General features: G+C 36.6%; 22 protein-coding genes and 2 pseudogenes. 17 read left to right on the top strand and 7 right to left on the bottom strand.

From position 1 onward, the window contains the following. Positions 1–142: 142 nt before the first annotated feature. Positions 143–925 carry an exodeoxyribonuclease III gene (gene xth, locus ACLLO5_RS18440; protein ID WP_413171930.1) on the top strand — a complete coding sequence of 261 codons (783 nt, stop codon included), beginning with the start codon at positions 143–145 and terminating at the stop codon, positions 923–925. Between the two features lie 196 nt (positions 926–1121). Here xth and ACLLO5_RS18435 read toward each other — a convergent pair whose 3' ends face one another. Next, the gene (locus tag ACLLO5_RS18435) at positions 1122–1484 is read right to left on the bottom strand and encodes a DUF5615 family PIN-like protein (protein WP_413171929.1); all 363 of its coding nucleotides are present in this window, start codon (positions 1482–1484) and stop codon (positions 1122–1124) included. Further along, positions 1477–1830, bottom strand: a complete 354-nt coding sequence (locus tag ACLLO5_RS18430; protein ID WP_413171928.1) for a DUF433 domain-containing protein — start codon at positions 1828–1830, stop codon at positions 1477–1479. Before ACLLO5_RS18430 ends, ACLLO5_RS18435 begins: the two co-directional genes overlap by 8 nt. Before the next feature lie 258 nt (positions 1831–2088). On the opposite strand from ACLLO5_RS18430, the gene ACLLO5_RS18425 reads away from it, so the two are divergent. Both ACLLO5_RS18425 and ACLLO5_RS18420 read left to right on the top strand, forming a co-directional pair. Beyond that, the gene (locus tag ACLLO5_RS18425; protein WP_413171927.1) at positions 2089–2964 is read left to right on the top strand and encodes an SDR family oxidoreductase; all 876 of its coding nucleotides are present in this window, start codon (positions 2089–2091) and stop codon (positions 2962–2964) included. A 112-nt stretch (positions 2965–3076) separates the two neighbouring features. Continuing rightward, positions 3077–4573: an HlyD family efflux transporter periplasmic adaptor subunit gene (locus tag ACLLO5_RS18420; protein ID WP_413171926.1), complete on the top strand. Its 1497-nt coding sequence runs from the start codon at positions 3077–3079 to the stop codon at positions 4571–4573. Between the two features lie 160 nt (positions 4574–4733). Here the strand turns inward: ACLLO5_RS18420 and glgA are convergent, their stop codons facing one another. Then, positions 4734–6212, bottom strand: coding sequence for a glycogen synthase GlgA (gene glgA / locus ACLLO5_RS18415; RefSeq protein WP_413171925.1), 1479 nt, complete (start codon positions 6210–6212; stop codon positions 4734–4736). Positions 6213–6866: 654 nt separating this feature from the next. On the opposite strand from glgA, the gene ACLLO5_RS18410 reads away from it, so the two are divergent. Continuing rightward, entirely contained in the window at positions 6867–7154 is a 288-nt protein-coding gene (locus tag ACLLO5_RS18410) for a hypothetical protein (protein WP_413171924.1), read from the top strand. Between the two features lie 141 nt (positions 7155–7295). Next, positions 7296–7559: a hypothetical protein gene (locus ACLLO5_RS18405; protein WP_413171923.1), complete on the top strand. Its 264-nt coding sequence runs from the start codon at positions 7296–7298 to the stop codon at positions 7557–7559. Positions 7560–7611: 52 nt separating this feature from the next. On the opposite strand, the gene ACLLO5_RS18400 is transcribed toward ACLLO5_RS18405, so the two are convergent. Beyond that, a complete protein-coding gene (locus ACLLO5_RS18400; protein WP_413171922.1) occupies positions 7612–8994 on the bottom strand; it encodes a cytochrome P450 in 1383 nt (460 codons plus the stop codon). A gap of 201 nt (positions 8995–9195) precedes the next feature. On the opposite strand from ACLLO5_RS18400, the gene ACLLO5_RS18395 reads away from it, so the two are divergent. The 10 genes and pseudogenes from ACLLO5_RS18395 to ACLLO5_RS18350 all read left to right on the top strand — a co-directional run bounded on the left by ACLLO5_RS18395 (position 9196) and on the right by ACLLO5_RS18350 (position 17401). Further along, complete coding sequence (locus ACLLO5_RS18395; RefSeq protein ID WP_413171921.1) at positions 9196–11409, top strand: phosphoketolase; 2214 nt, start codon at positions 9196–9198, stop codon at positions 11407–11409. Positions 11410–11503: 94 nt separating this feature from the next. Then, positions 11504–12724 carry a hypothetical protein gene (locus tag ACLLO5_RS18390; protein ID WP_413171920.1) on the top strand — a complete coding sequence of 407 codons (1221 nt, stop codon included), beginning with the start codon at positions 11504–11506 and terminating at the stop codon, positions 12722–12724. Positions 12725–12899: 175 nt separating this feature from the next. Next, the gene (locus ACLLO5_RS18385) at positions 12900–13544 is read left to right on the top strand and encodes a hypothetical protein (RefSeq protein ID WP_413171919.1); all 645 of its coding nucleotides are present in this window, start codon (positions 12900–12902) and stop codon (positions 13542–13544) included. Positions 13545–13847: 303 nt separating this feature from the next. Continuing rightward, positions 13848–14387 (top strand): restriction endonuclease, encoded by a 540-nt coding sequence (locus tag ACLLO5_RS18380; RefSeq protein WP_413171918.1) that lies wholly within the window; start codon positions 13848–13850, stop codon positions 14385–14387. Positions 14388–14416: 29 nt separating this feature from the next. Further along, positions 14417–14968, top strand: coding sequence for a hypothetical protein (locus ACLLO5_RS18375; RefSeq protein WP_413171917.1), 552 nt, complete (start codon positions 14417–14419; stop codon positions 14966–14968). 329 nt (positions 14969–15297) lie between these two features. Continuing rightward, on the top strand, positions 15298–15891 hold the full coding sequence (locus tag ACLLO5_RS18370; RefSeq protein ID WP_413171916.1) for a Uma2 family endonuclease: 594 nt from the start codon (positions 15298–15300) through the stop codon (positions 15889–15891). Positions 15892–16194: 303 nt separating this feature from the next. Then, the gene (locus ACLLO5_RS18365; protein WP_413171915.1) at positions 16195–16458 is read left to right on the top strand and encodes a type II toxin-antitoxin system ParD family antitoxin; all 264 of its coding nucleotides are present in this window, start codon (positions 16195–16197) and stop codon (positions 16456–16458) included. A 2-nt stretch (positions 16459–16460) separates the two neighbouring features. Beyond that, positions 16461–16781: pseudogene (locus ACLLO5_RS18360) on the top strand (type II toxin-antitoxin system RelE/ParE family toxin). Positions 16782–16885: 104 nt separating this feature from the next. Further along, positions 16886–17131 (top strand): hypothetical protein, encoded by a 246-nt coding sequence (locus tag ACLLO5_RS18355; protein ID WP_413171914.1) that lies wholly within the window; start codon positions 16886–16888, stop codon positions 17129–17131. Between the two features lie 81 nt (positions 17132–17212). Then, the gene (locus ACLLO5_RS18350; RefSeq protein WP_413171913.1) at positions 17213–17401 is read left to right on the top strand and encodes a hypothetical protein; all 189 of its coding nucleotides are present in this window, start codon (positions 17213–17215) and stop codon (positions 17399–17401) included. On the opposite strand, the gene ACLLO5_RS18345 is transcribed toward ACLLO5_RS18350, so the two are convergent. Both ACLLO5_RS18345 and ACLLO5_RS18340 read right to left on the bottom strand, forming a co-directional pair. Continuing rightward, a complete protein-coding gene (locus tag ACLLO5_RS18345; RefSeq protein ID WP_200324050.1) occupies positions 17360–17596 on the bottom strand; it encodes a DUF2281 domain-containing protein in 237 nt (78 codons plus the stop codon). The genes ACLLO5_RS18350 and ACLLO5_RS18345 overlap by 42 nt on opposite strands. 99 nt (positions 17597–17695) lie before the next feature. Then, complete coding sequence (locus ACLLO5_RS18340; protein WP_413171912.1) at positions 17696–18025, bottom strand: hypothetical protein; 330 nt, start codon at positions 18023–18025, stop codon at positions 17696–17698. Between the two features lie 60 nt (positions 18026–18085). Between ACLLO5_RS18340 and ACLLO5_RS18335 the strand changes: the two are divergent. After that, positions 18086–18325: pseudogene (locus ACLLO5_RS18335) on the top strand (PIN domain nuclease); the annotation flags it as partial. A 233-nt stretch (positions 18326–18558) separates the two neighbouring features. Then, the gene (locus ACLLO5_RS18330) at positions 18559–19662 is read left to right on the top strand and encodes an alkene reductase (RefSeq protein WP_413171911.1); all 1104 of its coding nucleotides are present in this window, start codon (positions 18559–18561) and stop codon (positions 19660–19662) included. 216 nt (positions 19663–19878) lie between these two features. Here the strand turns inward: ACLLO5_RS18330 and ACLLO5_RS18325 are convergent, their stop codons facing one another. Next, positions 19879–21981 (bottom strand): ATP-binding protein, encoded by a 2103-nt coding sequence (locus tag ACLLO5_RS18325; protein WP_413171909.1) that lies wholly within the window; start codon positions 21979–21981, stop codon positions 19879–19881. Positions 21982–21986 lie beyond the last annotated feature (5 nt).

The raw sequence follows: 21986 nt of genomic DNA, 5'->3' as shown, positions 1-21986 counted from the left end.
GAATTCAGTTAAGGGATCAATTAGTTATAGCTTATTTTGGGGTGAATGGCAGCGCAAATAAAAAAATTAACAATAAAAAATGATTACAAAAAATTTACAGTTTTTAGATTTCTTAATTTGTCGTCATACTGATAAGTAACTCATGAAAATCGCTACTTGGAATGTCAATTCAATTCGTACACGCTTAGAACAAGTCATCTATTGGTTAAGTGAAAATCCTGTTGATGTCCTGTGTTTGCAGGAAACTAAGGTTGTCGATAAGGATTTTCCCCTAATTTCCTTTGAAAATGTAGGCTATCATCCTTATATTTACGGTCAGAAAGCTTATAACGGCGTTGCGCTGATTAGCCGTCAACCTCTGGAAGATGTGAGTATGGGTTTCTGTGCAGTTTTGCCAGATTTAGAGCCACAATGGGACGAGCAGAAGCGGGTCATTACTGGTGTTATTGATGGAGTGAGGATTGTAAATCTTTACGTTCCCAATGGTTCGGCGGTGGGAAGTGAGAAATATGAATATAAACTTGGTTGGTTAACGGTGTTGCGGAAATATTTGCAGGTGCTGTTGTTATCAAACCCGGCTATTTCTATGTGTGGTGATTTTAATATTGCTTTGGAAGATATAGATATTCATGACAAAGTGAAGATAGAAAATCACATTATGGCATCTGAACCAGAACGCCAAGCTTTAAGAGATATTCTTTCACTGGGTTTTGCGGATGCTTTTCGTAAGTTTAATAATGAAGGGGGAAATTATAGCTGGTGGGATTATCGGACTGCGGCTTTTAGAAGGAATATGGGATGGAGAATAGACCATCATTATTTAACACCAATTTTGTGCGATCGCGCTCAAAGTTGTATTATTGATGTTGCACCAAGGAAGTTGGAACAGCCTAGCGACCATACACCAGTGATTGTGGAGTTTTAGTTGGGTCAAGGTAAAGCGATCGCATTTGATCAAGCAGAGAGCGATCGCACAGCTTAAAACCTGATATAATATTTATGATTACTATTTAAAAATGGTAAATTAATGAAACTTAAAATTATTGTACATCAAGCATAATTATTTGATTATCTTGATTAAAGCGATCGCTCTTGAGGATTGATCTTATTAGATTATTAGTTTAGTCAGTATACCTACTTTTTGTTAATGGTAAGTGAATGATCTGATTTTGATATTCATCCTGAAAAGAACCTTTAGCAATCAAAATCAATTCATCAATATTCCTACCAATACTTAAATTGGGATTAAGAATAAATATACCGGGCATTTTTCGCCCTAGCTCAATATGCTCTCCTAAATGTACAGGCATGGATCTACGATTGTTAGTGACTAAAATAAAATCATTTTCCTCACACCAACAAAGAATTTCAGGATCTAATGTACCTTGAATGGGAGTATTCGGTTCGCCTACTGCCATAATTACTAACTCCGGTTCTTGTCGCCGTAGTTGATTTGCATACATAGGATTTACATTTTCATCCATGAGATACTTGAGCATCATGAACCTTTTTTTGTCCCTCTAATGTGTCTCTGAGTTGTTGTAGTCTAGCCGCTACAGGTGGAGGATTAATTGCTTGCAGTTTACGCTGTTGCTGTCCCCATTCTAACCAGTCTGCAAGATACTTAGTGATAGCTTCTTGATTGTGAAGATAATACAAAATCGTCGCGTAGACTTGCTCTAAACTTAGTGATGTATAAGTTTGAGAAATTTCTTCTGGAGTACGAGCGCGATAAATATACTCGTAAAGAATAGTCTCAATTCCAATGCGTGTACCTTTAAGGCGAATATCATTCGCTGCTAGAAAGTTGAAGTAATCTTCTAGTTGCATAACTAAATCCTCTTTTTAATGATTCTAATATATTCGATGGCTTAAGCCTATCATCCTGTTGACGATTATTACTCATTGAGGCTGAATATAGATATTGTGGTCTTTGGGTTTGTTTCTGGTATCTGCATCAGTTTTGTTTAACCCCAACATTTCCATGGTATGCAAAATAGTATAACTTCGGTTTTTAGGAATTTGCTGATTTCCAAATAATGATTACACTTAACTACAGAAACAGCCCCATACTCAAATCCAAACGTTATGATTCTAGTCACTGGAGCCACTGGAGATATTGGCCGCCGAGTCGTGCGGTTACTGTGCCAACAACAGCAGTCTGTGCGGTCTTTTGTTCGTCTCACTTCCCATTACAGCGAGTTAGAACACCGGGGTTCAGACATCTTCATTGGTGATTTGCGACGAGAACAGGATATTCAGAAAGCTTGTCAAGGCGTAAAATATATCATTAGCGCCCACGGTTCTAATAATGATGCTCTATCTTTAGATTATCGCGCTAATATTGAACTCATTGATCAGGCTAAAGTCCAGGGTGTTGAACATTTTGTTTTCATATCTGTTTTAGGTGTCCAAAGAGAATATGAAGATGCACCCGTGTTCAAAGCCAAACGAGCAGTAGAAAGATATCTGCAAAGTAGTGGCTTAGATTACACTATTTTACGCCCATCTGGATTAGCATCAAACCTGCTACCACTGGCGGAACGGTTTCGAGAAACGGGTTTGTATCTGCTCATAGGTGATTCAAAAAATCGCACATCTATTGTTAGTACCGATGATTTAGCCAAGATAGTTGTAGATTCTTTGACCGTTGCCGATGCTTGTAATCAAATCTTACCTGTAGGAGGCCCAGAAATTTTATTGCGTGAGGACATTCCTAAAATTTTTAGTCGCATCTTTAACAAAGAACCAATAATCATTAATGTTCCCTTATTCGCCGTTGATAGCTTCCGGGGTGCATTGGGTTTATTCAACTCCTCAGCGCAAACAACTTTAGGAACTTTTCGCACTTTACTAGCTAATGAATTTTTCTGTACATCAGAAGAAATTGCCAATTTAGAAAGGATTTATAACTTTCAATTGGAAACTTTAGAAAACTTTTTTCGCCGTTATTTAGCAATTTAAATTTGGTGATTGGTGAGCAAATTTTGGATTTTGGATTTTGGATTTTTAAGTCATCCGCTCTAAAATCTAAAGTTTTCTTACCAATTACCAATTACCAATTACCAATCTAATTATGAAATATTCCCTCGCTGCAAATGCTGTTCAAGCACGTCAAACAAAAGAGAGATTCGCAAAACCAGAGGAACAGTTATCTTATGAATTAGGTAAGGCTGTACAGGAATTACCACCGCTTTATACAAGATTATTAGCGGGAACAATTAGCATGATTATATTTGGCGCAATTTCCTGGGCGCATTTTTCCGAAATTGATGAAGTAGCGACCGCACCAGGAGAATTAATTGCTTCTTCTCAAGTCAGGCCAGTGACATCTTTGGGTAATGGATATATTGTAGCAGTGAAAGTGAAAGAGGGCGATCGCGTGACCAAAGATCAAGTTTTAATTGAACGTGATCCCAATTTACAACAAACCGATGTTAACCGATTGGCTAAAGCTAGTAAATTAATTGAAGAAGATTTACAACGTTTACAAGCAGAACGGACTGGTGGAAAAAATGCGGGAACAAAATTACAAGATGAACTTTTAAACTCTCGTTTATTAGACTATAAAGCTAAACAAGCAGCAGCAGAAGCAGAAGCACAACGTCAACTTTCAATTATCAATCAAGCCAAAATTCGTTTAACGCGCTTACAGGAAAATTTAGCCAACGCCAAAACTAGCTTTACTAATGCTCAAACTAATTTAGTTAATGTTGAAGGTATCCGTGCTAAAGTTGAAAATAATGTAACCATTGCTCAAGAAAGAGAAAAAAATCTTCGCATTTTATTAAATCCAGGTGCAGTTCCCAGAGTTGATTATTTAGAATCACAGGAAAGATTAAATCGTGCTAATACAGATATTATTAGAAGCTCAGATGAAGTAACTAATACCAAAAATAGGCTGACAGAAGCAAAAGATAAAGTTACATCTTTAGAAAAAGATATTGCTGCTCAAAACCAAGAAATTCGCCAAGCAGAACAGGCTTATCAAGCAGCACGTAATCAAGGTTTACGTTTAGCATCAGAACGCCAAAGTGAAATTTTGACCCAAATCAACAAACGCAAAGAAGAATTAACCAATGTTGCAGGTCAATTAGAACAAGCGAAAAAGCAAAAAGATGGAGAAACCATTAAAGCACCTGTAGCGGGAACAATTTACAAAATTAAAGCTACTAAAGGTCCCATTCAATCTGGTGAAGAATTACTATCAATTGTCCCAGAAGGTGAAGAAATGCTTTTAGAGGTAAAAGTCCTTAACCGGGATATCGGTTTTATTCGTCAGAATATGAAAGCAAAAGTCAAATTAGCGACTTTTCCTTTTCAAGAATTTGGAGTTGTTGATGGTGAAGTTTTACAAATTAGTCCTAATGCAGTTGTTGATAAAGAATTGGGTTTAATTTTTCCCACTAGAATTAAATTGAATCAACACTCCATGAATGTCCGAGGACAAGAAGTAGAATTTACGCCTGGTATGGCTGCAAATGCAGAAATTGTTACTCGGAAAAAATCAATTCTGACCTTTATTGTTGAACCAATTACTCGCAGATTTAGTGAAGCTTTTTCTGTGAGATAGGTGGAAATAGTTTGTTTGTGAATTAATAGAGGGTTTAGCATTGCTAAACCCCTAACAATACTTGTCGGTTAAGACAGTAAGAGAAAGAGGAAAAAAGGGAATAAAAAATCTTTCTCCAAACCAACTAAAACTTTTCGATTCTTAACCAAGTAGTATTGATTTACCAGTTATGTTTAATCCAGTTGTAAATCTCCAAGTATTCTGCTCCGGGAATATTCCAAGAATAGTCATATTGCATACCCTGAATTGCTAGTTTTTGGAACTGTTCAGGTTGCTGATACCATAAATCAATAGCGCGTCCCATTGCTGATTCTAGTGCTTGGTTATCCATGTCATAAAATACATAACCATTACGTTTTTCTGGCGGTAAATTTTGATCGTAATCTCGGTCAAAAACTGTATTTACTAATCCCCCCACACCACGCACAATGGGTACTGTTCCGTATTTTAAACCAATCATTTGAGTTAACCCACAAGGTTCATAATTACTGGGAACAACAATCATGTCTGCACCAGCATAAATGAGGTGGGATAATTCTTCATTAAAACCCAGTTCTAAATGGACATCTGGGTTACTGTTTAAAAATTGTTTTTCATGTTGAAAATGAGCGTTTATTGCTGGTTCTGTCGCCGAACCAAGTAATACAAACTGCGCTCCTTTATTCAAGGCATAATACATGGCATGATGGACAAGATGTACGCCTTTTTGATTATCTAATCGACCGATATACGCCACGATGGGTTTATCACCATGACCTAACATCAGTCTTTCTCTCAAAGCTTTTTTGTTATATGCTTTTTGTTCAAAATCATCCCAATTGTATTTATGGGGAATGTAACGGTCAATTTCGGGATTCCAAAAATCATAATCGATCCCGTTGAGAACTCCAGTGAATTTCTCTTTTTGTAAATGCAATGTATGACCTAAACCGCAACCAACTTCACTGGTTTGGGCTTCTATGGCGTGGTTAGGTGAAACTGTGGTGACTGCGTTAGAGTAATTAATCCCTGCTTTCATAAAGTTGATAGCAAAGGGGTTAAAGTTATCGCGCAGTTTATCGTATTGGAAGTAATAATCTGGTCGATTTAAATTGGTTGCTTCTAGAGTTTCTACACCTCCCATACCTTGATGTTTAAAGTTGTGAATGGTGTAACAAACTCTTTGATATTCCATGCCATGATATTTATAAATTTCATACAACATGACAGGAATTAAACCGGTTTGCCAGTCGTGACAATGGATGATGTCTGGTTTTTTATTGCTTTGCAGTAAAAATTCTAAAGCTGCTTTGCTAAAGAATGCAAACCTCATGTTGTCATCATCACAACCATAGTAACAACCTCTATTAAAGAAGTTGTCCTGACTGTGGGGTTGAATGAAGAAACACACTCGACCATGTACCCAACCGCAGTATACAGAACAGTGAACTGCGCCACCATACCAGGGTACCCACAGGTTGAGGTAGGCATCATGCAGCCCCCAAATATGGTCGTATCGCATACAATCATACATCGGTAATATCAGTTCGACTGTATTTCCCCGACCTTCTAATTCCCTGCTGAGTCCGTAAACAACATCCCCTAACCCTCCGGCTTTAATCACAGGAGCGCATTCTGAGGCAATCTGTACAATGTACATTCCTAGCCCTCGCTTCATAAAACTTTATGCTTACTATATAGCAATATATGAAAAATGTACTCATTGACAACCGGGTGTTGGAATGATATGTAAGGCTTGCTTAATAAAGCTAAAACTTAGATATATCAAGAGTTGGAAGGTTAAAAAGGTGAATCAGGTGCAAGGAATAAGCGTTGAAACTACTAAAAACCTATCACTGGATCTGGTTCAAGACTATTCTTCTTTTCTTCTAATTCTTCCTCCTGACTCCTGACCCCTAGCCATATTCTGCTGTAAATAAGATATCAGCATGGGAATCTATCCTCAGAATTACTATCAAAGCATTAAGTTTCTAGACAAAATCTTTGGATTTATGTCTGAAAAGAGTATGCATCAAACCTTATGATATCGCAATTTTGTATTAATGTAATTTGGTAATCTCAATCTATAAAGGTAAAAATTTCAGACAAAATTGTGTGGTTTAGGTTCTGACATAATATCTAAAAATATTTTTAATATGTGAATTTTCTACTATTTGAATTTAGTAATTTTAAAATATACGAATTACATTTTTAGACAAAATGCTCGTATTTATGTCCTATGATCATGTGCATAAAGCTTTATATCTATCGGAACTTTGGATTATTTTAAATCTAGTTATGCAAAAACATTTGAATGGAATTAATTCCTAATTTAGAGGATAAAACAATGAAGAAAATAGTAATTGCAGACTTAAAATATAATGCAAAAAGCCTTTTTCGTGAGCTATCTGTGGTTGAAACAGAGACTGTATCTGGTGGTAGTGGTGGAAGCGTCAATAATTATTTTATATCGGGTAATACTGGAAACGTGGAGAATACAGGGACTGGTGATGTTAAAGGTGTAGATAGTGGCATCCGTGATAATAAGGTCGCCACTGTAGACTATTCCAGGTCAATATACGTTGTCATAAATTCTTGGTAATTAATTATTTGTATTCTGGCACTGACATTACGAAATTTTTAGTTAGTTGAGGGTAAAAAATTTTTTTAGGGTTTTTTATCACAGATTTTACCTCTCATAAATTTTTATACCTGCTCATTTCTGGATTGGTAAATTACGACAATGGCTGCAATCATGAATGCTGAATTACATTCTGTTAAAGTCAATAGGCTTTTTCAGAAACTGACTTTAGAAGAAATGGAGTCAACGTCAGGAGGTAATACTGTTATTCCTTTATGGAGTAGTGGTTTAGCGGCTTTCTCTTTCAATATGTTTTATGATGAGTTAAATAGCTTATTCAGTGAATATTACATACCCCCGAATTTTTACGACAACAAGCTTTTTGCGGTTGATTTTTCGGGAATAGATGTCTATTTAGTAGTTTAATCATTTGCGGGGGTTAAAAATTGGTTTATACCGACTCTTAACCCCACGAAAATTACACTGTGATTGTTTCTAAAGTTCGAGATTGTTGCTGACGACGACCCAGATAAATCATTTGAATAGGTTTATCTTGACCTGTCACCAAACCACGGCGTTTTGGTTTAACTTCACGAGTATCTGCTAGTTCCATTTCCCAACCTTGAAGTATTTTAGCTAATGCTAATTTCATTTCAAATTGAGCAAATGCTAGACCAATACAACGTCTTGCACCAGCACCAAAAGGAATAAATTGATATGGTGAAAATTGTTTTTCTATAAAGCGTTCTGGGTTAAATTGTTTGGGGTTGGGATAAATATCTTCTCGATGGTGGGTGAGATAAATTGAACCATAGATAACTGTACCTGGTTCGAGGTCATAACCACACAAGGAAATGGGAGTTTTTACCCTGCGGGGTAAGGTCAACATTCCTACTGGATAAATTCGCAATGTTTCATTACAAACAGCAGTTAAATAGGGCGATTTAAAGATGGCGCTGGAGTCTGGATTTTCTCCTAAGCTATCTAGTTCTGCTAGTAATTTTTGCCGTACTTCTGGTAGTTTATGAATCCAATATAAAGCCCAAGCGATCGCAGTGGCTGTGGTTTCATGACCTGCTACTAATAAGGTCATTAATTCATCACGTAATTCTACATCACTCATAGGTTCACCAGCTTCATCCCTTGCGGCCATGAGTAAGCTGAGAATATCTGTGCGGGAAGGGTCAGGATTTTCGCGTCGTTCCTGAATTTCTGCATATATGAGTTGGTCGGCTTGATTTTGGCGCTGTTGCTGTTTTTTCCACAATTGAGAAATACCAATCACATTTTGTAGACCGGGGAAATAGAGTAAGGCTACTCTCCAAACCTGGCTACCTGTCTCTAAAATTTCACACAGTGTTTGCTGTAATTTTTCGGCACGTTCTCCTTCATATAGTCCAAATACAGCTTGCATCATCACCCGTAGGGTAATATCTTGGCTGACAGTTCGCACGTTGAAGGTTTGATTTAGAGGCTGTTTATTGATGACTTTCTCAGTGATATCGTTAATTACGTCAGCATAATTCCGCATTCTTTCGCCATGCAAAGGTGGCATAATTAATTGGCGTTGACGCTGGTGTTGTGCGCCACTGAGTAATATCATGGAATTATTACCCAGTAAATATTTAAAGGGTTCATTCAAATCTCCTGGTGCTTCTAATTCTTTGGTGTCATTGTTTAAAACCTCCTGCATTGCTTCTGGTGTATGGACAAATACTATCGGTGGTAAATTGGGGTTTAGCTTGAGAGTGAAGATATCCCCGTGATTTTTGACGCATTCCTCCATGTAGGGCATGGGACTAAATACCCAGCGGAGAATTTGCAAGTTGGTTGGGGTTGTGGGTCCTTTTGGTTGAGGCATAAAAATTTTTTGGTAGATGTCAGTTTTTATTCTTAAATCTTACGTTAACTGAAAATCTTTAGTTTTTCTGGGTTGAGTATTTAAATTACTTATCCTGATGTGGGAAAAAAGGAATCTACTGTTACAACCTGAAAGTTGTAAAATTTTGGTTACATTAAATAACCATCTCCAGTTTTTTCCGATTTTATTAAGGTACTCAGCATGACAGCTACTACGACAAAGGCATCTTCCGCAATTCCAAATTTTTGTGAAGGGATACAATATTTTGGGGAAGCACTGCCAAATTTTGAGACTTATGGGACAACACCGGCGATCGCATCTGGTAAAGTAGCTATAGACAATCCTACCGATACAAATGCAGTATACCAAACTCTACTCGCGGCTGATGCCCTGCGCTATCTAACTCTACAAATCACTGGTAGTAAGGCTTCTGGACATCCCGGCGGTTTTGCCAGCCAAGCGGAAGCTTATGCAGCTTTGGTCATGCTGGGACATAAAAACATTATCACCGAAGTCGGACATCACGCCCCTGGTTTCTATAGTGCCATGTTTTTAGATCGGTCTTTAGAAGACATGGGCATTTCTACAGTACAACAATTGCGCGATCGCTTTCGAGAAAAGCATGGATTATTAGGACACCTTTCCGGCTACATTCCCGGTATTCTCGCACCGGCTGGACCCCTGGGACAAGGACAACATTTTGCCATGGCCGCAGCACTCTTGCACCGTGACAAACTCTTCCCCTTCACCGTGGGAGACGGGGGACTGGGTGAACCCTATATCATGAGTTCAATGGCGCATTTCAACACCGCTTACCCCACCGTCACCAACTTCTTACCCGTGTTAGTGTGGAACGGTTACAGCCAAGAACACCACAGCATGGTATCTCTGAAAACCAACGCAGAGATGATAGCCTACTGGCAAGGTAACGGTTTTGCCGAAGTCGTGTTAGTAAATGCTAAAGATTTTGACGACCAAAATCAAGCCGGTGAATATGTAGATAGTACCGCATTTTCCTTTGCCAACCGCCTAGAATTTACCAAAGCGGTATTAGTAGGAATGGATAAAGCCGCACGTTCAGCACTTAGCGGTAAATTGACAGTATTTATTATCAAACAACTCAAAGGTGCAGGGGTTCACGCCTTGGGTGCAAAATCACACAACCTCTATCCTAAAGATACATTAGACGCGCCCCATATTGCTACCGCCTTACAAAAACGGGCATTATCAGCCGCAGCATGGGAAACAGTGCGGACAAATGCCGAACGTGCTGGAGGTGGACCCGCTGCTAAAACAGCAGTGACAGAATTTGAACTACCCTTAGCAGATTTAGGGGAATTACCATTAGAAGAATATGCAGTTGGGGGAGAACCAAAAGTTGCCACCACCGCAATGGGTAGGTTAGTGGGAATAGTCGGAAATAAGGATAAAAATTTCCTCGTGACTAATGCTGACGGAAACGAAGCTTCAGGAATTGCTAACATTAACCAAGCTTTAAAAATCAATCACCCCACCACCGATGATTTATATAATCAAGCCCCAGGAGGTCAAGTTTACGAACCTTTGAGCGAAGATGCTTGTGCAGGATTAGCCGCTGGTTTATCCTTAATGGGGGCGAGATCATTGTGGTGTTCTTACGAATCTTTTGCCATCAATGGATTACCAATTTGGCAAACTGTCACCCAAGCAATGGCAGAATTACGCCGTCAAACTCCCTCGACCATTACATTATTTACAGCCGGGGCTTTAGAACAAGGACGCAACGGTTGGACACACCAAAGACCAGAAATTGAAGCTTATTTTGCTTCGTTGATGAGAACCGGAAATGTCTTCCCATTATTTCCCCCAGATGCTAACAGTATTCAAGTCTGTTATGACTGGGCTTTGCAAACAAAAAATAAGGGCATTGTCATTACTGCTAGTAAGTCTCCTTTGCCAATTCGTAGCACCTTTGCCCAAACTGAAAAAGGCTTAATTGATGGTGCGGTGTTATTACATGAAGTGGCTGGTGGGAAGACTGTTGTATTTGCTGTCATTGGCGATTTGACTTTAATTCCTGTGTTTGAAGCGGCGGCTTTTTTAGAGACTGAAGGTATTGGTGTGAAGATTGTTTCTATTATCAATCCCCGCCGTTTATATCGTCCTCATGATACTGCTTGGGATACTTGTTCTGAACCAGATAACGGTTTTTTAAGTGATGCCGATTTTGAGCAATTGTTTGGTGGAGATGCCTTAATTGGTGTGACAGGTGGCGCTGCGGCGATGTTAGAACCGATCATGTTACGCAGTAATTCAAAACGTGATTCTTTCGCCTGGAAGCGTGGGGAAACTACCGCAAGTGCCGGTGAGTTGATGGCTTTTAATGGGTTGACTGCGGAAGCGTTGACTAAGCGGGCTATTGAGTTAGTGCATTAATTAGAACGCAGATGTACGCAAATAAACGCGGATGATTTGGCGTTGGGTTGCGTACATTTGCGGTTTTTTTTAAATAAAAAAATACTTAATATAATTGAGTATTGATCAAGATAATTTAAAAATAGCAATTTTTCAAAAAAAACAGAATTGCTTCTTTTATGAGCAAATACATTGGGATAATCAAATGGTTTTAATTCCTGAAATTTTTGATTGGGCATTTAGTAAAAAAATAACTAATCTTATTGATATCACCGAGCATTTTGGAGAGATGCGAGGAGATTTATTTAAATTATTTGAAGTATTACACTTCGTTGAGCAACTACGATCTGGTAATTGCTCAAATATTCAAGAGAAATTTGCAGATACAACAAGTTGGTCAAAGTTACCTTCTTTAAATTCAGAACTTTTCTTTGCTAATGAATTTGCAAAAATGGGTTTCTCTGTATCGTTGATTCCTGATAATGCTCTTGAATATCCTAAAAAAAGCCCAGATATTTCTGTATTAAAAGATGGACGAGAATTTCTAATTGAAGTTGCACTAATTAGTGGTGATGAGACGACATCTGAGATAGGAGAATCTATTGCAACCGTGGCTAGAGAAACTCATTTTCGTGTAGAAATTCAATACTCAGAAGAATTTTCAATTCCTGTTGTAAAGTCTGATGAACGCAAAGAAAGAGAAAATCTAATAGATAGATTTATTGATGAATTTAAGAAAATAATTCAAACGATTGATCAGAAATCACTTCCACAAAATCGTGATATTTTAGGCTGTAAAGTTACCTTCACTCAGCCTCTTTATGGAAAGCGTGGTTACTATGCAGGCTGTGTAACAGGGGCAATAAATATTCCAGACGAAAAGTTTAAAGAAGAAATTACATTTAGAGTTCAGGAAAAAGCAAAAAAAAGAATGAGTTGGAATGAAACTCAGCAAAATAAACCTTACTTAGTTGCCTTAGATATCCAACAGCTTTTTATGGAATCACAATATTTAGTTTCTCTACTTTTTGGAGAACGATGCTATTTTGAGCCTCCTTCAAAACCAAAATATACTGAACTTCCAGAAGTCAATGAAGCAAAAGCTCATGGTTGGCAAAAACTTTTAGAAGAAGTTGGTTTTAGTGAACAAATATGTCCCGTAATACAGCCTGGTATTTTTATAACTAATCCATTTATTTCTCAAAACGTAACAGGTATTATTGCAAGAATAGGAGGAGAACTTTATTGCTTACCGAATCCTTTTGCTGAAAAGTCAATTAATTGCTTAGATTTACAACAAGAAATTCCTTGGCCTGTAAATGCTAAGTATTATTAATGAATTAAAATAAATCACATAAATCTAGGACTTACGCAAGTGTCACACCAAGCACCTATTTTATGGTGCATCAGATATCAAATATCTGTTTATTTGCAGGATTTATGAAGTCTGACGCACCCTACTAATGTGCCAGTTGCGTAAGTCCTGAAATCTACCAATTGATATTAAAAACATGAAATCGAACATAATTAGTCTAAGCATTGCTAGTATAGTGGGTTTCAGCACCTTGTTGGTGTCCAGTGCTGTACCTATCCATAATAATAGAGTGATCGCACAAACGGAAAAGCCAAGTACAACTCCATCAAACAAAAAATTTGTTTGTAAAGATTCTCAAGTTGTAGAACTATATAACCAAATCAAAGATTTAAATATCCGTACATCCATAGATAAAAACTATGAAGATTTTAGAAAAGCTTTTATTGATATTAAACTTCAATTTAATAAAGTCGATTATTATTTAAACCCGGAAAATTTTGCGTATTATCTCAGGAATATAAAAAAAGAAGAGGAAAATTTTACGTGTTTTTTTGTTGTACAAGCGTTACAGATGAGTATAAATCAATATGATAACGCCAGAATATTCTGGAACGATTATCATCTGTTCTTGAGTGAAGAATTTGGTGAAAATTTTATATCTGTAAATAATGCTAGTGCAAGAAGACTACTTAAAGAAAAACCTGATATTGTAAAAACATATTTCAATGGAAAAGCTGTTAGTGTCAGTAGCATTATAGACGGTTATTTTGCATTGGCTAAAGACTGGTTTAATAAAATCAATAAAGAAGATTCTTTAATTTATGTTCTAGAAGTTAAATAATATACACTAATTAGGTTATATTAAGAAACGAAACCCAACTATAAATAACAACAACATAACCCACCAATAATAACGCTAGATTACAACTCAAAAACCCTGTATCTGTTCACATCATCTCACCCAACCATCACCAACTATCATGTAAATAAGAGAAGACAATAGAACCATCACAGATACACCACCGAAACATTCACCTCACCTGAGAATTATCACCCGAACAAAATCAAATCCTAAAATAAATAGCTTACGTGCTAGTAGTATAATATTAAATCGTCAACAAATTAATATACTTGAAATAGAATCATGACCACAGATGCAGAATATCAAGCAAGAATTACCACTTATAACTGGGATGATTTAATCAAATTATGGTCAGAAATTAAAACGAAGAAGACCTCTAATTTTTGGGATGCAGGTAAAGCATTAGAATATTTGGTATTACGTGCATTTCAACTTGATGGTGCTGACATAGCTTGGCCAGAAACCGTTAAAATTCAAGGTAAAATAGTAGAACAAATTGATGGCGTAGTCTATGCAGATAGCCTAGCTTGTCTGATAGAATGTAAAGATACCAGCGAGGAAGTTAATATTGAACCCATAGCCAAACTCAGAAATCAATTATTGCGAAGACCAGCAACAGCTATTGGTAGTGTGTTTAGTCGCAGTGGATTTACAGAAGCTACAGTAACATTAACTGGATTTGTAGCACCTCAAACCATTCTATTGTGGGGAGGAGAAGAAATTGAATATTCTTTAAAAAATAAATCTATATGTAAATTTCTCATCAAAAAATATCGCGTTTGTGTTCATAAAGGTATCCCAAATTACGACATTATAATTTAATAATTACAGCATTGTAAAGGAGGTTTTTCATGAAACTAGCATACATTCTCACAGAAGATGACAAGGACATAGAAATTCTACAGAAATTATTACCAAAAAAATTAACTCAAGATATTCAATTTATAGCGGGTGGAAGTTCTTACCGAGCGCGTTCTTTAGCTACTTCACTGCTTGCTACTAGAAAAACACCAATTGCTCTTGTCATAGATGCAGATACAAATAATGAATCGCAAATATTTGAAAAAAAAGATTTAATTAATTATGTATTAAATCAAGCATCATCTGGTATTCCTTTTCAAGTGTCTCTAGCAGTTCCCGAAATAGAATCTATATTTTTACAAGATAAATCATTAATTGAAAAAATAGCAAAACGTCAATTCAATGATTTAGAATGGCAATTAGCTCAAAGCAAACCTAAAGAATTTTTAGAAACCGTCTTAGATAAGAAAGCGTCGCTCAATGACAAAATACTGAGAAATCTAAATGATGATGAAATTAAGATATTGCAACAACATCCATTAATACAAGAAATCAGGAGTTTCTTGTCATCAGTTATTGAGTCTTCTGTTGCTATTAATTAACCTAACTGGATATAGAATCTCTATTCACCTATATTAGATGCAGGATTAGAGTTTCAAATCACAGAAACTTACTTTTAACCTAGACATTTAGTGAGTAGGTTGGGTTGACGTAAGGAAACCCAACAATACCCACCATTAATAACGCTAAATTACAACCCAAAAAACCTGTCTCTGTTCATATTATCTCACCCAACCATCACCAACTATCATGTAAATAAGAGAAGATAATAGAACCATCACAGATACACCTGCAAACATTCACCTCACCTGAGAAGTATCACCCGACCATGAGTTATAATCAAGATTAAAGTCATAACCATAAAATTACTATGACTATCCAAATCCTAGACAAAACTACCGCAATTTCAGAACAGCGATTTCTTCTACCTGGTTATTACACCTGGAAGGAATTTGAAATAATAGAAACCTTAACCGCAGACGCAGGAAATTTGCGGATAACTTATCTTGATGGGTACATCGAATTTATGACACTTGGTGAACAACACGAAAATATCAAAAAAATTATCGCTATTTTGATAGAAGCATATCTCTTTGAAAAAGGGATAAACTTTATCCCTGTAGGTAGTGCTACTCGTCGCTCAAAAGAAAAGAGTGCTTCCTTTGAACCTGATGAATCTTATTATATAGGAGAAAAAAAATCAAATCCAGATTTAGCTATTGAGGTTAATATTACCAGTGGTAGTATTGATAAACTAGAAATATATAAAAGGTTTAATATTACCGAAGTCTGGTTTTGGGAAAATGATCAATTGTCTTTATATCATCTCAAAAATGATAATTATGAGCAAATTAATCAAAGTGAATTATTGCCAGATTTAGATATAGATTTATTAGCGAGTTGTATTTTAATGCCTTCCATTATTGATGCAAGAACAGCATTTATTAAAGGTATTAAAAAATAGTAGTTTGTAGGTTGGGTTGACACAAGGAAACCCAACAATACCCACCATTAATAACGCACTTATTACAACCCGAAAATCCTGTATCTTTTCACATCATCTCACCCAACCATCACCAACTATCATGTAAATAAGAGAAGACAATATAAGCATCACAGATACACCACCGAAACATTCACCTCACCAGAGAACTATAAGTATATTTAGCTACTAAAATTTATTATCGTAAATACTTATTTTGTGCATAATGGCAGAAAATGACACAACCTGCCATAATATAAAAAAGTAGATTTAGGAAGTCAGATTATGAAAAGTATGAATATTTCCTTACCTGACACCATGCGCGATTATATAGAAGAACAGGTAGCGCAAGGAGGTTACAGCAGCGTCAGTGAATACTTTCGGGAATTAGTGCGACAAGACCAAAAACAGAAAGCAAACGAACGACTACAAACCATGATTTTAGAAGGATTAAACTCAGGAAATGCAACAGAAATGACTGCACAAGATTGGGAAGATATTCGTCAAGCAGTTCGTGAAAAAACTAACAAACGTCAAAGTGCAAATTAGCCATGATGTTTGCAATTAAAAAACGACCTCAAGTTATCCGTGACTTGATAGATTTAGCTACCTACATAGCAGAAGATAGTTTAGATGTTTCTGACCGCTTTTTAATAGCAGCAGAAACAACATTTAAACAATTAGCTAAAACCCCAGCTATGGGAAAAATGTGTCAATTTCCCCATTCCAATTTAGCAGATATTTGACAACAATCTATCAAAGGATTTAGAAAATATCTCATTTTTTATAGTATCACTGAATCAGAAGTTGATATTTTGCGAGTTATTCATGGTGAAAGAGACATTGAAACAATATTAGATGAGGATTTATAACTATGAAATATACACTTGCAAATATTCACTTCATCTGATATTTATCACCCGAACAAAATCAACTATCTGTTAACATACTGAATGATAGAATTAACAGCAAAGTAATGATTGAATTACAACAATTGCAAGAACAGGTATTAAAATTACCAATCAAAGAACGCTGGAATCTTGTGCAAACCGTACTAGCATCAATTCAACAAGAAACCCTATCCTCTATTCCTCCTCAACCCACCCTAGAAACCTTATCTGAACTTGACCCCTGGACACAAAGCCTCATAGGTGTAATTAGTTTAGAATCAGAAAATCCAGAAGAAAGTTATGTTAATTACCTAGAGGAGAAATATAGTTGAAAAAAGGTATCCGCTCAATAAGTAGGGGTAGGAGAAAAAATAAAGTCAGCAAGGGACACACAATAGAATAGAATATGACACATGACGCAAAAACTAGATTCGAGTAAAAAATCAGGAGAAGAGATACTGCAAACCATCGAGCCAAAAGGGATTGCAGACGAATCAATGCGTCGGACAGTAGAAATATTACTGAACTTAATAGAACAATTACAAGCAGAAGTTAAAGAATTACCCACCGTAACCATCCATATAATCTTTATTAGTAGATAAATCATCGGCTGCTTCCACACAACCAACGTATTCTTGAGCCATAGCTAAAGCTGAAATTCCTGATTTTTTGGTTTGATTAGATAACCCTTGCTTTTGCATTTTAGCTAATAAAAACTCTACAAAATCTAAGGCTTCTTGTTGCTTATCAGGAGGTAATATTTTTACCTTATCTATAATTATTTCTTCAACAGTCATTTGATTTGTCATTGATGATAAATTAATATTTACTGCTCTGCTTTTTTTATTTTATCATATCACTCACTTATTACAACCCAAAAACCCTTTTTTCTTTACTTAACACGCTTCTTCTTTCAGATTAAACCACTCTTCAACTAATCCTAAATCACGTTCTGCTCTTTTAATAGCTCCTTGTTTCAACTGTTCTTTGATATTACTAAATTCACTGTAATTACCATTTGCATATTCATCGCGCACTAATTGAATTTCTCTTTTAGTAGCTTCATCTTCTTGCCAATTGTCCTCTTCAGCATCAGCAATAGCTTCATTAAGAAGCTGCGAAATTTGCCGTTTTTCTGATAAACTTAGCGCCTTTAAGGAATTAATCAATAACTCTATAGGAATGAATAGATTTAATCCTGCCTGTGACATTGCTTTGATCATCATGATATAGTCTTCTCAATTATATCAAATGATGCTAGATTAGGCTATAAAAACGTAGCATAAAATTTAACGCGTGCAGAAAAATTCATTCAAGATATCGAATTTATAAATTTAGATAATAATGCTGTCAAAAAGTTTGGAGAATTAAAAGCATAACTTCGCAAAATAGGACAAAGAGTAGCAGATTTCGATTTATTAATTGCTAGTGTTGCAATAACTAGAAACCATATTTTAGTAACTAACAACACTTGTCATTATAGCCGAATTTCCGAGCTAAAATTAGAAAACTGGATTTCACCTTAAAAAAGTTCATAAAGGTATCCCAAAATACGACATTATAATCTAATAATTACAGCATTGCAAAGGAGGTTTTTCATGAAACTAGCATACATTCTCACAGAAGGTGATATCTAAATAACGCACTTATTACAACCCAAAAAACCCTATAATCTCACAATCTTCAACTTGCCAGTAATCGTCCCGTCATTTTTGATATAGATTATCCTATGTACTTAAAAACGATTCCAGTTAGACTTATGGATAACACGCTGCAATTATTAACCCCTATACAACTCGGTACTTACACCTTACCGAATCGTCTGGTGATGGCTCCTTTGACCCGCTGTCGTGCTGCGGCTGGCAACGTTCCCTACGAACTCCATGCCACCTACTATGCACAACGAGCAACTGCTGGACTGATTATTACTGAAGCAACCCAAGTCTGTCCCCAAGGACAAGGTTATCCCGCTACCCCCGGCATCCATTCCGCTGAACAGATTGCTGGCTGGAAAAAAGTTACCCAAGCGGTTCACGACAAAGGTGGTCGCATTTTTCTGCAACTCTGGCACGTTGGGCGCATTTCCCATCCTGATTTTCAGCCAAATGGTGAATTACCCGTTGCCCCTAGCGCGATCGCCCCAACAGGAGAAATTGGAACCTACGAAGGCATGAAACCCTACGTCGCGCCCCGCGCCCTTGAACTCGAAGAAATCCCCAGCGTGATTGACCAATATCGTCAAGGTGCGAAAAATGCCCTCGAAGCAGGCTTTGATGGCGTTGAAGTACATGGAGCAAATGGTTATCTGATTGATCAATTTTTGCAAGACTGCACCAACCACCGCACCGATGCCTATGGCGGTTCAGTAGAAAATCGATCGCGCTTTTTGATGGAAGTTCTGGAAGCCGTGACTGAAGTCTGGGGTGGCAATCGCGTTGGTTTGCGATTATCTCCTTCCGGCAGTTTTAACGACATGGGCGACTCAGACCCCAAGACCCTCTTCAGTTATGTCGTGCAGGAACTCAACAAATTTAACTTAGCCTACCTGCACCTCATCGAACCTCGTCTCAATGCGAGCCAAGACACCCTACAACATCTCAGTAGCGACCTCACCGCTGGTTTTTTCCGTCCCCTGTTTAACAGCAAAATTATTGCCGCTGGCGGATTAAACCGTGAAATTGGCGAACAAATCATCTCCAAGGGCGAAGCTGATCTAATTGCCTATGGTCGCATCTATATTTCCAATCCTGACCTTGTGAAACGTTTTGCCCTGAATGCGTCGTTAAATCCCTACGATCGCAGTACCTTTTACGGCGGCACAGAACAGGGCTACACTGACTATCCCTTTTTAGAAGAAGGCTAAAGTTATGACCTTGGAGTGCCGATTTTAAGAGTTGCTCTAGCTTGGCGATTGGCACTCCCAAAAGCTGCCTAGAAATATTTTTTGTGATTCGTGGCGATCGCCTCTGGCACTGCGCTCCGCGCAATCGCCGCCTGCGGTTGGTCGGCGTTGGTAATTACTGCGTCTCAGACTGTATTTTGAGGATATTTTGAACAGTTGTATAAATAAGCTCTAAGATTAACCCTCTTTAAGATTTTGATACAAGGGAATGGAAATAATAAATTCTGTACCGTGTCCAGGGAAAGAAATACACTGCAATTTTCCATGATGTTGTTCAGTAATAATCTTATAACTAATGGATAAACCTAAACCTGTCCCTTTACCTATGGGTTTAGTAGTGAAAAATGGATCAAATAATAGCTTTTTTAATTTCTCTGGGATACCTACACCGTTATCTATAATGTGAATAATTACTTGTCCGTCGTTAGTTAATTCCGTGGAAATGTGAATTTGTAGTTTATCTAAACCTAAAAAATTACTGATTTTTCTTTCTTCCAAAGCATCAATTGCATTGGCAAGAATATTCATAAATACTTGATTAAGTTGTCCTGTGTAACACTCTACTAGTGGTAATTTAGCATATTTCTTAATCACTTCAATTGCTGGACGATCAGATGTAGCTTTGAGACGATTTTCTAAAATCATTAGTGTACTATCAATACCCTCATGGATATCTACTGCTTTCATTTCTGCTTCATCTAAGCGAGAAAAATTTCGCAGTGACAGCACAATTTCTGTAATTCTTTTCGCACCAATTTCCATTGAAGTTAGCAGTTTAGGAAGGTCTGCAATTAAGAAATTAATATCTATTGCTTCTGCTTCATCTTCAATTTCTTGGATGGGGTAAGGATAGTGGTGCTGATAAAGTTTTAACAGTCTGAGTATATCTTGAATGTATTGCCTAGCAGGAGTGACATTCCCATAGATAAAGTTAATTGGGTTGTTGATTTCATGTGCTACACCCGCTACTAACTGTCCCAAACTCGACATCTTTTCACTTTGAATCAATTGGGCTGCTAGTTGATGTGCTTCCTGCTGCACTTCTGCTAAAACTTTTTCTAGTTGTTCTTTGGCTATAGTCAGTTCCTGTTCCCGTTCTTTAATAGTTTCAAAGGAAGCTTCAAGTTGTGCTGCCATACTATTAAATGACAGTTCTAATTGACCAATTTCATCATCGCTAAAAACTGATGCTTGTTTACTGAGATTTCCTTGAGCAAATTCTTGAACTATTTGGGTAAGTTCAATAACTGGTTGAGAAATAGATTTAGCTACTATAATAGCTGCCAATGGAACTAATAAGAGCGTAATAGTTCCTAACATAATAACAATATTTCTGAGAGTTTTTAAAGGTGCAAAGACTTCATCGGCATCTATTTTTACCAAAACTCCTGCATTTAAAGAAGGTAAATATCTCCAGGCAGCAATAGTTTCTTGATTCCGGTAATCAATTGTGATGTCATTTCCTTTAAGACCTTGAGTTGCTTGGTTGAGTGGGTGTAATTTATTGTTGTTAATATTGACATATCTTTGAAAAGCTGCTTTAGGATCATGTCTAGTAGGGGCAGTAAAAATTATGCGCTCATCAACTAATGAACCTACAATTGTCTCACCGCTTTTCCCTAAACCCGTATAATCATTAACTACTTTATTAAACTTTTGATTATTTAGTTGCAATACTACTACACCAATAATCAGATTATTTTTAAAAATAGGGGCAGCAATAAAAGCAGTGGGTTCATGATTAGATGTATAATATGTGAAATTGGATATCTCAACTTGCATTAATGTTTTAGCACGATCAAATACTTTGGCTATTTCGGAATTTTTATAAGTTAGTTGATAATAGTTTTTTCCTATTTCTTTAGGGTTATTTAGAGAAAAAATTGGATTTCCCGCTTGAGAAATTAACAAAATATCAGAATATCCAAATATTTCTAAATAATTAGTAATAAAGTGACGATATTTATAATTGACTTGCTGATATTCTTCTGATTTAATCCCATATTTATTAAAAGCTTTTTGATATGCTTCTGCTGCATCAATTATATTTGGTATTTGTGCGATTGTTGCAGCATTATTTTGTCTTTCGTTAATATAAGAATCTAAAAATTTGGTTTTACTTTCTGCAATATAATTTAAATTATTATTAACTTCTTTTTTTAAAGAGTTACGAGCCATGTAATATTGTATGGAAGTAACTATACTTAAGGGTACTAAGGCAATTAATAAAAACCAAAATAGTAATTTATTGACAAGTTTTTTATTTTTCACATTTTTCATTTCCA

Source organism: Anabaena azotica SJ-1 (assembly GCF_047275885.1).
Classification (GTDB): domain Bacteria; phylum Cyanobacteriota; class Cyanobacteriia; order Cyanobacteriales; family Nostocaceae; genus Trichormus_B; species Trichormus_B azotica_A.
The sequence above is the reverse complement of the archived record's forward strand: the minus strand, read 5'-3'. Positions and strand labels throughout refer to the sequence as shown.